Here is a 13,889-nt window from a genome sequence, read left to right as displayed (position 1 = left end):
AGAAAGAGGAGGAGGGGTCGAAGAGGTCAGGCGGTTGCGAGCTCCTCCGCCGCTGGGGCGAAGAAGTCGGCGTAGCAGACCTCGACGGGCTGCTTCGGGCGGGGCTGGCGCACCGGCATCGCATCGACGGTGGCGAGGCGCACGTCGTTCAGAAAGCCGCGGTGGCGCTTGGGGTAACCGGAGATGCGAACGGGCGGGACGTTCTCGGCGCGACGGTACATGCTCATGCGAGCACGCCCAGTGCCACGAGGACGGCCGTGATGAGGCAGCTCGTCGCAACGACGGTGGAAGCCGCGATGACCGCGAGGGTCTTGTTGCGCTCGATCTGGCGGATCTCGGAGAAGGGCGAGACCTGTGTGGTGGGGGGTCGGAGAAGGGACATCTGTTCATCTCATTTCTGACAGCCTGCACTGCCTGAGGGGAACTACTCGAACTGGACCCCGCCGTGAACCGGGGCCGGCGCCGCCGTGAACCGGCGCCTGAGATGAGTATGGCCGGAGGTATCTAGCCAGTCTAGCTACAGCGACAAAGGTGCGTAATTCGGATAATCGCGCCCGGTGAGACCCCGATTCTTCGGTTCCTGCAGCGTCTAGCAATTACTGTGTGGCCATGGAGAATTCCACGCCATCAGCGGCCTCGGGCACCTTCGACGCGTCCGGCTTCTGGTACGACGTCACCGCCGAAGAACGTGCCACCGAGGTGCTCAACGCTCTCCGGCGTTACCGTCAGGCCGAGAAAGAGATGCGCGAGCGCACCCGCACGTCGATGAAGATGGGTGAGACCGATCTCGCTGCGATTCGCTTCCTCCTCCGGGCGCAGCGGGCTGGCGAGACGGTCTCGGCGAAGACGCTCTCGGAGCATCTCGCGATCACCACCGCGTCGACATCGGTGCTGATCAACCGATTAGTGAAGAGCGGCCACCTGCAACGTCACGCCCACCCGACCGATCGGCGCGGCGTGCTGATCACCGCCACGGGCGGCTCGGATGACGAAGTGCGCGCCACGATGGCGGGAATGCACGCGCGAATGATCTCGGCGGCCGAAAACCTCGACGCCGATGCTGCCCGGGCCGTGACGGAGTTCCTTCGCGAGATGACCGCGGCAATCGACGTCACCGACCAGTGACTGCGCTCGGCCAAGAGCGCACCTGGTTAGAGTAACTAGCTAAGGCAACTAGCTATCTCAACTAGCGAAAAGCGGACTTGACCTGGGATTAAAGTACCGCGTGAGCTGCACGGTGTACAGGGGTAGAAATCGGATTCCGTTGTCTCGTACGGTGGGCGAGTCCGCCAAGTCTGGTCGGCAACGACGTTCCGCGGGCCCGTGGGTAGCTTCACGGCAGGGCACCGGGTTCGCGGACGTCTCGATCGCACCCGTTATCGACGGGTGACCGCATCACCGAGGCGACACGCTTCGGGCGATGAGAAGGGCCGCACCTCTCAACACGAGGTACGGCCCTGACGATCGAGCGGGGCACTAGCTTCACGGGCAGGGGCGCCCGACGGTCGTCGCAAAGAATAAAATTCTTTGCACAGAGAAACCTACGCCGTTCTCGCTGCCCGGTCGAGCAGACTCCCACCGGGCACCCAGCGGAACGCCCGGGCACCCAGCGGAACGCCCGGGCACCCAGCGGAACGCCCGGGCACCCAGCGGAACGCCCGGGCACCCAGCGGAAAGCCCGGGAGTCAGTCGGCCAGCGTGAAGTCGGCGAACGAGAAGCCCGGCGACACGACGCACGACACAAGTGCCTCGCCGTCCGAGGGCACGGTCCGCTGCCAGACTCCCGCAGGCACGAACCCCTGCGGCGATGAGCCATCGAGAAGGATCCCGGTCGACGCCCCCGGGGCCTCACCATCGCCGCCGAGTTCGAGCAGCACGGCATCCGGCCCGTGCCACAGCCAGATCTCGTCCGACGTCACCCGGTGCCACGCAGATGCCTCGCCGGGCGGCAGCAGGAACAGGATCAGCGTGGCTGCGGGCCGTTCGCCGACGGGGGTCGAGGTCGCGGCGTCGGAAGTCCAGGTACGCCGGTACCAGCCGCCCTCGGGGTGGGGCTCGAGGTCGAGGTCCGAGGCTCGCGGCGGGACAGCGAGCCACTCGAGGACGACGCCCTCGACCGAACGCCGGGCGACTGCACCTTCGAATGGGGGCACGGGGGGAACGGCATTCATGTGGGCTCCTTCTGGTGGCGGACGACGCCGCGGATGATCGTGGCGACGCATCGACCGGCGCCGTCCTCGACGAGTTCGGCGTAGGCGTCGGGAACGGTGCGCGCATCGACGTCGAACACGGCGAGGTCGGCCCGGGCTCCCACGGCGAGATGGCCGACGCGGTCGGGCCCGACGTCGAGCCCCATCGCGTGGGCGCCGCCGAGAGTCGCCGCAGTGAGCAGGCGCTCGTGCAGGTCGTGCCGGGCGTAGCCCTGCGACCGGGCGATCAGGTGCAACGCGGTCACATCGGCCAGCGGGTCGAGCGAAGGCGACGACGACAGCGAGTCGGTGCCCACGGCGATGGCACTGCCCTCGAGCAGGTAGTCGGCGACGGGGGGAGGATCGAGGCCGATGACCGCGTTCGATCGGGGGCAGAGGGCGACCGTGGTGCCGCGGGCCCGGAGCAGAGCGCGGTCGTCGGCGGTCATGTAGACGCCGTGTGCCACGTGGCAGTCGGGGCCGAGCACGCCGAGCCGGTCGACGAAAGCCGTGGCGCTGGCACCGAACCCCAGCTCACGGAGTGCCCGGAAGCTCGGCACGCCGACGAAATGCCAGGCGTCGTGCCCACCCGCAGCCGAGTCGCCGGTCGACGAGCCACCCGGCTCCATTCCGCGTTCGCCCTCGAACGCCGACTCGCCGAGGTGCAGGTGCAGACAGAGCCCGCGCTGCCGGACGATGTCGGGCAGCTCCAGGAGCGGTTCGACGTCGAGCGAATACGGCGCGTGCGGCGAGAGGCCCACGCCCGGGTCCGCCGGGATCCTCGTCAGCTCGTCCAAGATCTGGTCGCGCCCGCGCTCGGACCAGGCCTCGTTCTCCCAGTCCATCACCTCCCAGTAGGCGATGCCGCCGAGCCCGGCGTCGCCGAGCGCCGAAGCCGCCTCCATGTCGGTGACCACGTCGGAGACGCTCGTGACGCCCGCGACAATCGACAGCTCGGCGCCGCGAGCGGCCTCGGCGGCCCAGTCGTGCGGGCCTGAGTAGACGGCTCCGAACGACTTCGCCCAGTCGTCGAAGCCGTCGTACGAGCCCTCGCCGACGCTCGCCATTCCGGTGTACTGCAGGTGCGAGTGTGCGTTCACGAGACCGGGCAGGATCGCACCGGGCCAATGCCTCTCGCTCGACCGAAGCCCGCTGGCGTCGAGCCGGTCGAGCACCCAGGAGCGCTCACCGACGTGGAGGATTCGACCGCTCTGCACGGCGACCGCCCCGTCGAGGATCGGCGGCGCAGTCATCGGCACGACAATGCGTGCCGAGTGCACGACCACGGGCGAGAAGTCGCGGGCGGGGGCGGTCACGAGCGCGTCTCCGAGCTGAGAGGCCCAAAGCGGGTGGTCCGAGGATCCGCAGAATCGCCGTCCGAATCGCCGCCGCGGGGCGCCCTGGCCTCGGCAACCGCCCCCGGAGCCGCGATGCCCCAAGCTGCCAGGGCCTCGGTCGCGATCACCCGATCCGCCTTCGGGCCAAGAGCATGCACCCCGGGTTCGAGCGTCGAGCCATCGTCGACGAGCATGCGGACAGCCTCGAGCTGCACCGCGAACGACAGATCCATGATCTCGATCGGGTTGCCCTCGGCAGCGGTGATGTTGATGCAGCCGCCGTCGTCGAGCAGGAGGAGGGTCGGGCCCCCCGACATCGTCAGCCGTCCTATTTTGGGCACGACAGGCTCGCGAGTGGCCCCGGCCTCGGCGGCCGCGTCGAGCGCGACCTCCTGGTCGACGCCGCCCGCGACAGCGACCACGGCGCCCTCGCGGGCGGCTCGCAGCACCTCGAGCGAGAGCGTCTCGCGCACGCCGGTCGCCGAGACGATCAGGTCAGACTCGCTGGCAGCGACCGCGAGCTCTGCGACGTCGTACCCCGCGTACACGGCCTGGAGCGCCCGCACCGGATCGGTCTCGGCCACGGTCACGGTGAGGCCCAGTGCCGCGAGCACCTGGGCGACGCCCTCGCCCACGGGGCCGAATCCGACTACGGTGGCGCGGGATCCTGCTCGAACCGGCGTCTCGGGCAGTGTGTCGAGCAGATCGAGGATCGCGAACACGCACGACTGGCCCGTGCCGTAGCGGTTGTCGAAGTACGTCTTCGTTCGCGCATCGTTCACCGCGATCACGGGAATCGCGAGTTCGTTTCGCCGGGCGAGGATCCGCAACGGCCGCAATCCGCTCGTCGTCTCTTCTGCTGCTCCGACCATCGTGTCGAGCGCCGGATGCCCGATCTCGTGAGCGAGTCGGATCACATGCGACCCGTCGTCGAGAAGGAAGGCGGGTCGTCGATCGAGCAGGTCTACCGCAAGGGCGCGCTGCCCGGCGAGCGTGGCGCGGGAGTCGGCGAACACTTCGAGCCCCTCCGCGCGGAGGGCCTCGGCGACCTCGTCGTCGGTCTCATCGGCGTGCGCATACACGACCACCTCTGCGCCGGCGTCGCGCAGCAGGAGTGCGAGAACGGCGGTCTTCGGTTCGAGCACCATCGCGATGGCGATCCGCACTCCGCGCACGATCCCGTCGTGGGTGAGCGCGGCTGCCAGCCGGCCCGACACCGTCATGTGGCGTCGAGCCCAGTCGATGCGGCCCGTCGCGTCGCCCCGGCTCGGCAGGGCGATTGTCGGCTCGACGTCGTGGTCGACGGCCGCGAACCAGTCGAGATCGGCGTCGTGCCCTTCGGCGGCCGGTCGGGCGCCGAGATCGCGCAGGAGTCGGTCGAGTGCGGGGGCGGTTCCGCGGATCCTGAAGGTCTTTCCGGCGATGACCTGGTTCGTTGCCCGCGCGAACCGACGGACCGCGGACGAGGCGAGGTCGGCGTCGGTCTTTCGGGTGGCGTCGGTGCGGGTGTCGGTCTCGTCGTGTGGTGCGGCGGCATCCGGCTCGGGCATGGCATCAGTATGGCAAGGGTCGAGGCGTGCCCGGTCGCGGGGAGTGGCACCACGGCGGGGCCGGCCCCCGCGAGATGGCCGAATCTGCGGGGAGCACCGGCAGATGCCGTTGATAAGGCCATCTCGCGGCACACGTCCGGCACCCGCCACCCGAGACGCTCTATGACGCGACCGTCACACGCGTGGCTTGCGGGACGGTACTATCCAGACTTCACCCCCTGACCGAAGGCCCTCCCGTGACCCGACTCAGCCCCCGTTCCAGCCCCCGCACCTCGCGCCGCGTCAGCCGTCGCACCGCGGCCCTCGCCGGTGCCGCAGCGCTCCTCGCGGCCGTTGCCCTCACCGCCTGCTCGAGCGGCGGCGGCGGCAATGGCGGCAACGGCAGCAGCGACACCGTCACCGACGGCAAGCTGACGATCGCGACCGGCCAGCCCGCCTACTCGCCCTGGATCGACGACAACAAGCCCGAGTCGGGCAAGGGCTTCGAGTCTGCCGTCGCCTACGCGGTCGCCGACGAGCTCGGCTACAAAAAGTCCGACGTGGTGTGGACGCGCAGCACCTTCGACTCGGCCATCGCGCCCGGCGCGAAAGACTGGGATCTCAACATCCAGCAGTTCTCGATCACCGCTCAGCGCGAGAAGGCCGTCGACTTCTCTCCGGCCTATTACACGACCACGCAGGCCGTCGTCACGACGAGCAAGTCCGCCGCCGCGGGCGTGACCGACATCGCCGGACTGAAGGGCCTCAAGGTCGGCGTCGCGACCGGCACGACGAGCCTCACCGTCGCCAAAGACGAGCTCGGCACGACCCCGCAGGTGTTCAACTCGAACGACGACGCCGTGCTGGCACTGAAGTCGGGTCAGATCGATGCTGTCGTCACCGACCTCCCCACCGCGTTCTACATGTCGTCGGCCCAGCTCGACGACGGCAAGATCATCGGCCAGTTCGCCGACGACGGCAATGGCGACAAGTTCGGCATCGTCCTGCCCAAGGGATCGGCGCTCACTAACAAGGTGAAGACCGCGGTCGACACGCTGAAGAGTGACGGCACGCTGGAGGCCCTGACGAAGAAGTGGCTGTCGACCGAGGTCGACGTGCCGATCCTCAAGTGACAGCCGGCGATGGCGCCGCCGTCGTAGCGGCGCCTCCGTCTCAGATCGAGGTCGAGCGGCGTCTCTACCGGTCGCGGCGCGGGCGCCAGTCGATCCTGGTGAGCATCGTGTCGACCGTGGTCGTCGTGGCGCTCGTCTGGGTCGGCGTCGTCAACACTCCGGGCTGGGCGACGGTGCAGCAGTCGTTCTTCGATCCGGGCGTGGCGGTCGACACGTTCCCGAGCATCCTGCAGGGCCTGTGGCTCAACGTGCGGATCCTCTTCTTCGCGAGCATCGGCGTCGCGATCTTCGCCACGCTCCTCGCCGTGATCCGCGGTCTCCGCAGCCCGGTGTTCTTCCCGCTGCGGGTCGTGGCGACCGGCTACACCGACCTCTTTCGCGGCCTGCCGCTGATCATCGTGCTCTACCTCGTCGGCTACGGGATCCCGGGGCTCGGCATCTTCCCGCGGCTCCCGGCCGAGGTGTGGGGCACGGTCGCGATCATCGTCACCTACTCGTCGTACGTGGCCGAGGTGCTCCGTGCCGGCATGGAGGCGGTCCACCCGTCGCAGCGCCTCGCGGCCCGGTCGCTGGGGCTCTCGCATGCGCAGACGCTCCGCCTGGTCGTGCTGCCGCAGGGGCTTCGCAAGGTCACGCCCGCGCTCATGAACGACTTCGTCTCGATGCAGAAAGACGTCGGTCTGGTGTCGATCCTCGGGGCGGTCGACGCGGTCCGCGCAGCCAACATCGCTCAGGCCGAGACCTTCAACTTCACGCCGTACTTCGTCGCGGGGCTCCTGTTCGTGCTGATCAGCCTGCCGTTGATCCGCCTGACTGACGGCCTTGCGAGACGTCAACAGCGCCGCGAGCAGATCGGCGGTGCCGTATGAGCCCCGACACCCAGAGTCACCAGAACCAGAGCCGCGACGACCAGACATCAAGATCCAGCGCACACGCCCCCGTCCTGGAGCTTCGCGGCATCCGCAAGTCGTTCGGCGGCGTCGCCGTGCTCCGCGGCATCGATCTGACGCTGCACGCGCACGAGGTGATCGTCGTGATCGGAGCCTCAGGATCCGGCAAATCCACGCTCCTCAAGACCGCGAATCTGCTCGAATCCATCGATGACGGCCAGATCCTGCTCCAGGGGGCCGACATCAGCGACCCCCGCATCGACGTCGACCGCACGAGGTCGCGCATCGGCGTCGTCTTTCAGCAGTTCAACCTCTTTCCGCACCTCACCGTGCTGGCCAATGTCACGCTCGCGGCGCGCAAGGTGCACGGCGTGGCGAAGGGCGCGGCCGAGACGGAGGCCAGGCGGTTGCTGGAGCGGGTCGGTCTCGGATCCTTCGCTTCGTCGTATCCGGACCGCCTCTCGGGTGGCCAGCAGCAGCGGGTCGCGATCGTCCGGGCCATCGCCACGAACCCCGAGTTGCTGCTGCTCGACGAGGTGACGAGCGCTCTCGACCCGCTGCTCGTCGGCGAGGTGCTCGACCTGGTGACCGAGCTCAAAGAGCAGGGCTCGACCATTCTGATGACGACGCACGAGATGTCGTTCGCCCGGAAGGTCGCCGACCGCATCGTGTTCTTGCATCTCGGCGAGGTCGTCGAGGAGGGCCCGCCCGCCGAGCTGCTTGACTCGCCGCGGCACCCCGCTCTGAAGGAGTTCCTGTCGCGCGTCTCGCACTGACAATTTCGGCGGCGCCGACATGGGCGGACGCCGACAGTTTAAGCTAGCTTAACTTTGTGAGCGACTTCGAGACGACGACCCTGGCGCGCGAGCGCGGCCCGAGACCCGGTGCGCGCCCCGAGGCCCGACTGCTGTGGCTGCTCGGCCCCGCGTTCGTCGCTGCGATCGCCTACGTCGACCCCGGCAACGTCGCCGCGAACCTCACCGCCGGCGCCTCGTATGGCTACCTGCTCGTCTGGGTGCTCGTCGCCGCGAACGTGATGGCCGTGATCATTCAGTACCTGTCGGCGAAGCTCGGTCTCGTCACCGGCCGCAGCCTGCCCGAGCTGCTGGGGGAGCGGCTGCCCCGACGGCGCCGACTTCTCTTCTGGGCGCAGGCCGAGGTGATCGCCGCGGGCACCGACCTCGCCGAGGTGATCGGCGGCGCCATCGCGCTGCAGATCCTCTTCGGCGTTCCGCTACCCCTCGGTGGGCTGATCGTCGGCGTCATCTCGATGGTGCTGCTGTCGATCCAATCGCATCGCGGGCAGCGACCCTTCGAGTTCGTGATCATCGCGCTCCTGGCCATCATCGCGATCGGGTTTCTCGCCGGGGTCGTCGTCAGCCCGGTCTCGTGGGGCGACGCGGCCGCGGGCATCGTGCCGCGCTTCGAGGGCACGCAGACGGTGCTGCTGGCCGCCAGCATGCTGGGGGCGACGGTGATGCCCCACGCCATCTACCTGCACTCGGGGCTCGCTCGCGACCGGCACGGCGCCACCCTCGAAGAGCCCAGGATCCGACGGCTCCTCAAAGCGACGCGCGTCGACGTCGTGCTCGCTCTTGTGCTCGCCGGCACGGTCAACGTCGCCATGCTGCTGCTCGCCGCCTCGAGCCTTCGTGGTGTCGACGGCACCGACACGATCGAGGGGGCCCACGCCGCCGTGGTGGCGGCCCTCGGCCCGGCCGTCGGGGTGATCTTCGGTGTCGGGCTCCTCGCGTCCGGCCTCGCCTCGACGTCGGTCGGGTGCTACGCCGGCTCCACGATCATGGCGGGGCTGCTGCACCTCCGCATCCCCCTCCTGGTGCGCCGAGTCGTCACCCTCATCCCGGCGCTGGTGATCCTGTCGACAGGATTCGAACCGACCCGGGCGCTCGTTCTCAGCCAGGTTTTGCTGAGCATCGGCATCCCGTTCGCGCTGGTGCCGCTGGTGAAGTACACCAGCGACCACTCGATCATGGGGGTGTTTGCAAACCACCGGATCCTGACCGTCGTCGCCTGGGTCGTTACTGCTTCGATCGGCCTGCTCAACGTGGTGCTCGTCGTGTTGACAGTGGCCGGGCCGTAGAGTCGACAGCCGTGGACACCGATTCGATCAGCTCCGTCGCCCAGGATTACGTCAAGGCGATCTGGGCGGCGACGGAGTGGGGCGATCCGCCGATCACGGCAAAGGGCCTCGCCGAGCGGTTCGGTACGACTCCCGCCAACGTCACCGACACGATGCGCCGGCTCGCAACCCAGGGCCTCGTCGACTACGAGCCCTATCGTCCGGTCAGTCTCACGCCTCGCGGAACGAGCTTCGCGCTCGACATGGTTCGGCGACACCGGCTGATCGAGACGTTTCTCGTCACCAGCCTCGGCTACGGCTGGAGCGAGGTGCACGACGAGGCGGAGCGGCTCGAGCACGCCGTGTCGACGACGCTGATCGATCGGATCGACGACTTCCTCGGGCGGCCCGTCGCCGACCCGCACGGCGACCCGATTCCGTCGCGGGAGGGGGCGACGGCCGTGCCGGGTGACGCAGTGCGCCTTGCGGTGGCGCCTCCCGGGGAGTACCGGGTCGTGCGCGTCTCTGACGCCGACCCATCGGAGCTCGTCCGGGCGCAGCAGCTCGGTCTCGTGCCCGGGGCCGTTGTCAGCTCGGTCTCCGTGGGCGAGGGGGTCGGCGATATTTGGGTGGTTCCCGTCGCGTCGATTGCTTCCGGGCTCGAGACCTGACCTGATAGGGCCCGCCGACCTCGCGGGAATCGGCCAAGGTAACAGCGCCGCGGCGCGCGACGCCGGCCGATTCGCGTCACCTCGCCAACGAGCCCGCGCGCAGCCAGCCGCACGCTACCGAACCGCCCGCACCGACTCCCGCACGACGAGCGACGGCACGAAGCGGGTGGGCGACGGAGCGGAAGGATCCCGCAGCACTTCGAGCAGATGCCCCATGATCTGGCGACCCAGCGCGTCGAAGTCCTGCTTCATCGTGGTCAACGGGGGAGTGAAGTACGCGGCCTCGGGGATGTCGTCGTAGCCGATCACGCTGATGTCGTCGGGCACGCGGATGCCGGCGCGCTCGAGCGTGTGCATGAAGCCGAGTGCCATCTGGTCGTTGGCGACGAACACGGCCGTGCCGCGATCGGACCGGGCGAGCAGTTCTGTGGCCGCGTCGGATCCTGAGTCGGGTGTCCAGGACCCCTGCAGGGGGCGGGGGGCCGCGATGCCGGCCTCACCGAGCTCGTCCCGCCAGCCGCGCAGTCGCTCGAGAGCGTCGAGGGAGTCGGAGGGCCCGGCCACGTGCTCGATGCGCGTGTGGCCGAGGTCGATCAGGTGCCGTACCGCCAGGCGGGCACCGCGGTACTGGTCAAGCGAGACGCTGTGGAACCCGGGCCGACCGGCCGACTCGATCGTCAGCAGGGGGATGTCGAGGTCGATGCCCGAGAGCGCCTCGAGACTCGCGGTGCGGGCAGCGATCACGACGATGGCTTCGACGTTCTGTCGCACGAACTGCACGATCACGGAGCGAATGGACTCAGGATCCGACCCACCCGAGTTCGACATCGTCACGGTGTAGTTCGCGGGCCCCGCGGCCTCGCACAGGCCGATCGCGATGCTCGCCGGTCCGAAGTCGGCTGCTCCCGTGTTCAAGACCGCGATGGTGGCGGAGCGTCGGGTGACCAGGGCCCGCGCCGCGGGAGAGGGGGTGTAGCTCAGCTGCCGGATGGCGACCTCGACCTTCTCGCGGGTTGTCGGGCGGACGTTCGGCAGGTTGTTCAGCACGCGCGAGACGGTCTGGTGCGAGACCCCGGCCAGTCGCGCCACGTCGAAGATCGTCGCCTGTCGCGTCTTGAGTGCCTTCACGGGGTGTCCTTCGGGTGACATGTGATCGCTCACATCGGGCTGGCCGACGGGTGTCGGGTGAATCTCGGGTCGGGTCGTCCGAGGAAAGGCGATCGGCCCCGAACGACGAGCGTTCGGGGCCGATTGACGGGGGTGGTGCGCTTCGCTACTTGATGGACGAGGCGGCGCGGCGCTTGTTGAAGACGTCGAACGCGACTGCGGCCAAGAGCACGAGCCCCTTGATGAGCGACTGGTACTCGGTTCCGACGCCGAGAATCGACATTCCGTTGTTCAGGATTCCGATGATCAGACCACCGACGATGGCGCCCGGCACGGTACCGATACCACCTGTGACGGCAGCGCCACCGATGAAGACGGCCGCGATGGCGTCGAGCTCGAATCCGGTACCGGCCGACGGGCTGGCGAGGTTCAGCTGTCCGGTGAAGACCAGGCCGGCGAGAGCCGAGATGACACCCATGTTGACGAACAGGAGGAACGTGACGCGCTTCGTCTTGACACCCGAGAGGGCAGCGGCCTGGAGGTTGCCACCGATCGCATAGGTGTGGCGGCCGAAGACCGAGTTGCGCATGACCGAGGCGTAGATGATCACGAGCGCGCCGAGCACGACGAGGACGATCGGGGTTCCCGAGTAGCTGGCGAGCAGGAAGGCAACGTAGACGACGAGCGCCACGGTGAAGGCCATCTTGACGATGAACCACAGGAACGGTTCGTCTTCGAGCTCGTACTTGCGACGCACGGCACGACCGCGGAGACCAGACAGGATGATCGCGATCGCGGCCACCGCGCCGATGATGAGGGTCAGCGGCTCGTAGCCGCTTTCGCCGATCGACGGGAGGAATCCCGAGCCGAGGGCGCGGAACTGCGACGGGAAGGGCGAGATCTGCTGGTTCTGCAGGGCGATCTGCGCCGCTCCACGGAACGCGAGCATTCCGGCCAGGGTGACGATGAACGCCGGTATGCCGAAGTACGCCACCCAGAACCCCTGCCAGGCGCCGACGAGGGCTCCCAGGATGAGGCAGAGGATGATCGCGGCCCACCAGGGCAGACCCCACTGGGTGATCATGACACCGGACATGGCGCCGATGAACGCGACGACCGAACCGACCGAGAGGTCGATGTGGCCGGCGATGATGATCATCACCATGCCGATCGCGAGGATCAGGATGTAGCTGTTCTGGATCACCAGGTTCGACACGTTGATCGGACGGAGGGTGATGCCGTTGGTCGCGACCTGGAAGAACAGCACGATCACGATCAGCGCGATGAACAGGCCGATCTGACGGAGCTGGCCGGTCAGGTAGCTGACGGCTGAGCCGATCGGACCGGGCTGCTTGCCGGGGACCAGGTCTTGGCGGGGGGATTTGAGGTCAGATGTCGCGCTCATTGACCGGGGCCTCTCGTTCTTGAGTCATGTATTTAAGGAGGTACTCGGGGGTCGCCTGGTCACGGGGGACGTCCGCCGTGATGCGCCCTTCCGAGAGCGTGTAGATGCGGTCGCAGATTCCGAGGAGCTCGGGCAGCTCGGAGGAGATGACGATGACGCCCTTCCCCTGATCGGCGAGGCGGTTGATGATCGTGTAGATCTCGTACTTCGCGCCGACGTCGATGCCGCGGGTGGGCTCGTCGAGGATGAGGACCTCAGGATCCGAGTACATCCACTTCGAGAGGACGACCTTCTGCTGGTTGCCGCCCGACAGCTTGCCGGTGAGCACCGAGACGTTCGGAGCCTTGATGTTCATGTCTTTGCGGTACTTGTCGGCAACGGTCGTCTCTTTCGAGGCATCGACGAAGCCGAGGTGCTCGAGCTTGTTCAGCGCCGCACCAGAGATGTTCCGCTTGATGTCGTCGATCAGGTTGAGACCGTAGCGTTTGCGGTCTTCGGTGGCGTATGCCAGACCGTTCTTGATCGCATTCGAGACGGTGTTCGTTTTGATCGGCGTGCCCCGCTTGTAGACGGTGCCCGAGATGTTGGTGCCGTAGCTGTGGCCGAACACGCTCATCGCGAGCTCGGTGCGACCGGCGCCCATCAGGCCGGCGATACCGACGATTTCACCGGCGCGCACGTTGAGGTTGGCATGGTGCACGACCTCGCGGGTGGCGTCGAGGGGGTGGTGAACCGTCCAGTCCTCGATCCGCAGCAGCTCTTCGCCGATGTTCGGCGTGTGGTCGGGGTAGCGGCTCTCGAGGTCGCGGCCGACCATCGCTTTGATGATCCGGTCTTCCGAAACCTCGTCGCCGTGCATGTCGAGCGTCTCGATGGTCTTGCCATCGCGGATGATCGTGACCTTGTCGGCGATCGCCTTGATCTCGTTGAGCTTGTGGCTGATGATGATCGACGTGATGCCCTGGCCCTGCAGGCTCTTGATGAGGTCGAGCAGGTGAGCAGAGTCGTCGTCGTTCAGAGCGGCGGTCGGCTCGTCGAGGATCAGGATCTTGACCTTCTTGGAGAGCGCCTTCGCGATCTCGACCAGCTGCTGCTTGCCGACTCCGATGTCGACGATCTTCGTGATGGGGTTGTCGCGCAGACCGACCCGGGCGAGCAGCTTCGCCGCCTCGAGGTTGGTGTCGTTCCAGTCGATGAAGCCGCGTTTCGATCGCTCGTTGCCGAGGAAGATGTTCTCGGCGATCGACAGGAACGGGCTGAGGGCCAGCTCCTGGTGGATGATGACGACGCCCGCGTCTTCGGAGTCGTTGATGTTCTTGAAGTCGACGGGCTTGCCGTCGAGGAGGATCTGGCCGTCGAAGCTTCCGGCGGGGTAGACGCCGGAGAGCACCTTCATCAGCGTCGACTTGCCGGCGCCGTTTTCACCGCAGATCGCGTGGACCTGGCCGCGTTCGACCTCCAGAGTGACGTCTTGGAGGGCTTTGACGCCGGGGAAGGTCTTGGTGATCTCACGCATCTCGAGGATGGTGTTCGCCACAGGGGCTCCTT

Annotated in this window: 14 protein-coding genes; 6 read left to right on the top strand and 8 right to left on the bottom strand. The window is 67.7% G+C overall.

The window, feature by feature from the left end; genetic code table 11:
- Positions 1–26: 26 nt before the first annotated feature.
- Positions 27–227 carry a hypothetical protein gene (locus VH571_RS09060; RefSeq protein ID WP_123944480.1) on the bottom strand — a complete coding sequence of 67 codons (201 nt, stop codon included), beginning with the start codon at positions 225–227 and terminating at the stop codon, positions 27–29.
- Positions 224–382: a hypothetical protein gene (locus VH571_RS09055; RefSeq protein ID WP_157510008.1), complete on the bottom strand. Its 159-nt coding sequence runs from the start codon at positions 380–382 to the stop codon at positions 224–226. The genes VH571_RS09060 and VH571_RS09055 overlap by 4 nt, the downstream gene beginning before the upstream one ends.
- Before the next feature lie 227 nt (positions 383–609).
- Between VH571_RS09055 and VH571_RS09050 the strand changes: the two genes are divergently transcribed.
- Positions 610–1,125: a MarR family winged helix-turn-helix transcriptional regulator gene (locus VH571_RS09050; protein WP_055959036.1), complete on the top strand. Its 516-nt coding sequence runs from the start codon at positions 610–612 to the stop codon at positions 1,123–1,125.
- 560 nt (positions 1,126–1,685) lie between these two features.
- Here VH571_RS09050 and VH571_RS09045 read toward each other — a convergent pair.
- Genes VH571_RS09045 through VH571_RS09035 form a run of 3 tightly spaced genes read right to left on the bottom strand, consistent with a single transcriptional unit; the run spans position 1,686 to position 5,076 of the window.
- A complete protein-coding gene (locus VH571_RS09045; RefSeq protein ID WP_423264248.1) occupies positions 1,686–2,171 on the bottom strand; it encodes a cupin domain-containing protein in 486 nt (161 codons plus the stop codon).
- Positions 2,168–3,505 carry an amidohydrolase family protein gene (locus VH571_RS09040; RefSeq protein ID WP_423264246.1) on the bottom strand — a complete coding sequence of 446 codons (1,338 nt, stop codon included), beginning with the start codon at positions 3,503–3,505 and terminating at the stop codon, positions 2,168–2,170. The genes VH571_RS09045 and VH571_RS09040 overlap by 4 nt, the downstream gene beginning before the upstream one ends.
- On the bottom strand, positions 3,502–5,076 hold the full coding sequence (locus tag VH571_RS09035; protein ID WP_423264245.1) for an adenosylhomocysteinase: 1,575 nt from the start codon (positions 5,074–5,076) through the stop codon (positions 3,502–3,504). Before VH571_RS09035 ends, VH571_RS09040 begins: the two co-directional genes overlap by 4 nt.
- A gap of 236 nt (positions 5,077–5,312) precedes the next feature.
- Between VH571_RS09035 and VH571_RS09030 the strand changes: the two genes are divergently transcribed.
- Genes VH571_RS09030 through VH571_RS09010 form a run of 5 tightly spaced genes read left to right on the top strand, consistent with a single transcriptional unit; the run spans position 5,313 to position 9,829 of the window.
- Positions 5,313–6,188 (top strand): ABC transporter substrate-binding protein, encoded by an 876-nt coding sequence (locus VH571_RS09030; RefSeq protein ID WP_423264244.1) that lies wholly within the window; start codon positions 5,313–5,315, stop codon positions 6,186–6,188.
- Positions 6,185–7,057: an amino acid ABC transporter permease gene (locus tag VH571_RS09025; protein WP_055959028.1), complete on the top strand. Its 873-nt coding sequence runs from the start codon at positions 6,185–6,187 to the stop codon at positions 7,055–7,057. The genes VH571_RS09030 and VH571_RS09025 overlap by 4 nt, the downstream gene beginning before the upstream one ends.
- Positions 7,054–7,854: an amino acid ABC transporter ATP-binding protein gene (locus VH571_RS09020; RefSeq protein ID WP_423264242.1), complete on the top strand. Its 801-nt coding sequence runs from the start codon at positions 7,054–7,056 to the stop codon at positions 7,852–7,854. Before VH571_RS09025 ends, VH571_RS09020 begins: the two co-directional genes overlap by 4 nt.
- 56 nt (positions 7,855–7,910) lie before the next feature.
- Entirely contained in the window at positions 7,911–9,179 is a 1,269-nt protein-coding gene (locus tag VH571_RS09015; RefSeq protein WP_423264241.1) for an Nramp family divalent metal transporter, read from the top strand.
- A gap of 11 nt (positions 9,180–9,190) precedes the next feature.
- Positions 9,191–9,829, top strand: a complete 639-nt coding sequence (locus VH571_RS09010; RefSeq protein ID WP_423264239.1) for a metal-dependent transcriptional regulator — start codon at positions 9,191–9,193, stop codon at positions 9,827–9,829.
- 114 nt (positions 9,830–9,943) lie between these two features.
- Here the strand turns inward: VH571_RS09010 and VH571_RS09005 are convergent, their stop codons facing one another.
- The 3 genes from VH571_RS09005 to mmsA form a co-directional block, all read right to left on the bottom strand.
- Complete coding sequence (locus VH571_RS09005; RefSeq protein ID WP_423264238.1) at positions 9,944–10,957, bottom strand: LacI family DNA-binding transcriptional regulator; 1,014 nt, start codon at positions 10,955–10,957, stop codon at positions 9,944–9,946.
- A 145-nt stretch (positions 10,958–11,102) separates the two neighbouring features.
- The gene (mmsB, locus tag VH571_RS09000; RefSeq protein ID WP_123944493.1) at positions 11,103–12,341 is read right to left on the bottom strand and encodes a multiple monosaccharide ABC transporter permease; all 1,239 of its coding nucleotides are present in this window, start codon (positions 12,339–12,341) and stop codon (positions 11,103–11,105) included.
- Positions 12,325–13,878, bottom strand: coding sequence for a multiple monosaccharide ABC transporter ATP-binding protein (mmsA, locus tag VH571_RS08995; protein WP_423264236.1), 1,554 nt, complete (start codon positions 13,876–13,878; stop codon positions 12,325–12,327). The genes mmsB and mmsA overlap by 17 nt, the downstream gene beginning before the upstream one ends.
- Positions 13,879–13,889 lie beyond the last annotated feature (11 nt).

Origin of the sequence: Frondihabitans sp. 4ASC-45, assembly GCF_049472575.1 — a bacterium.
Lineage (GTDB): Bacteria > Actinomycetota > Actinomycetes > Actinomycetales > Microbacteriaceae > Frondihabitans.
This window is presented reverse-complemented; position numbering and strand designations above follow the sequence as displayed.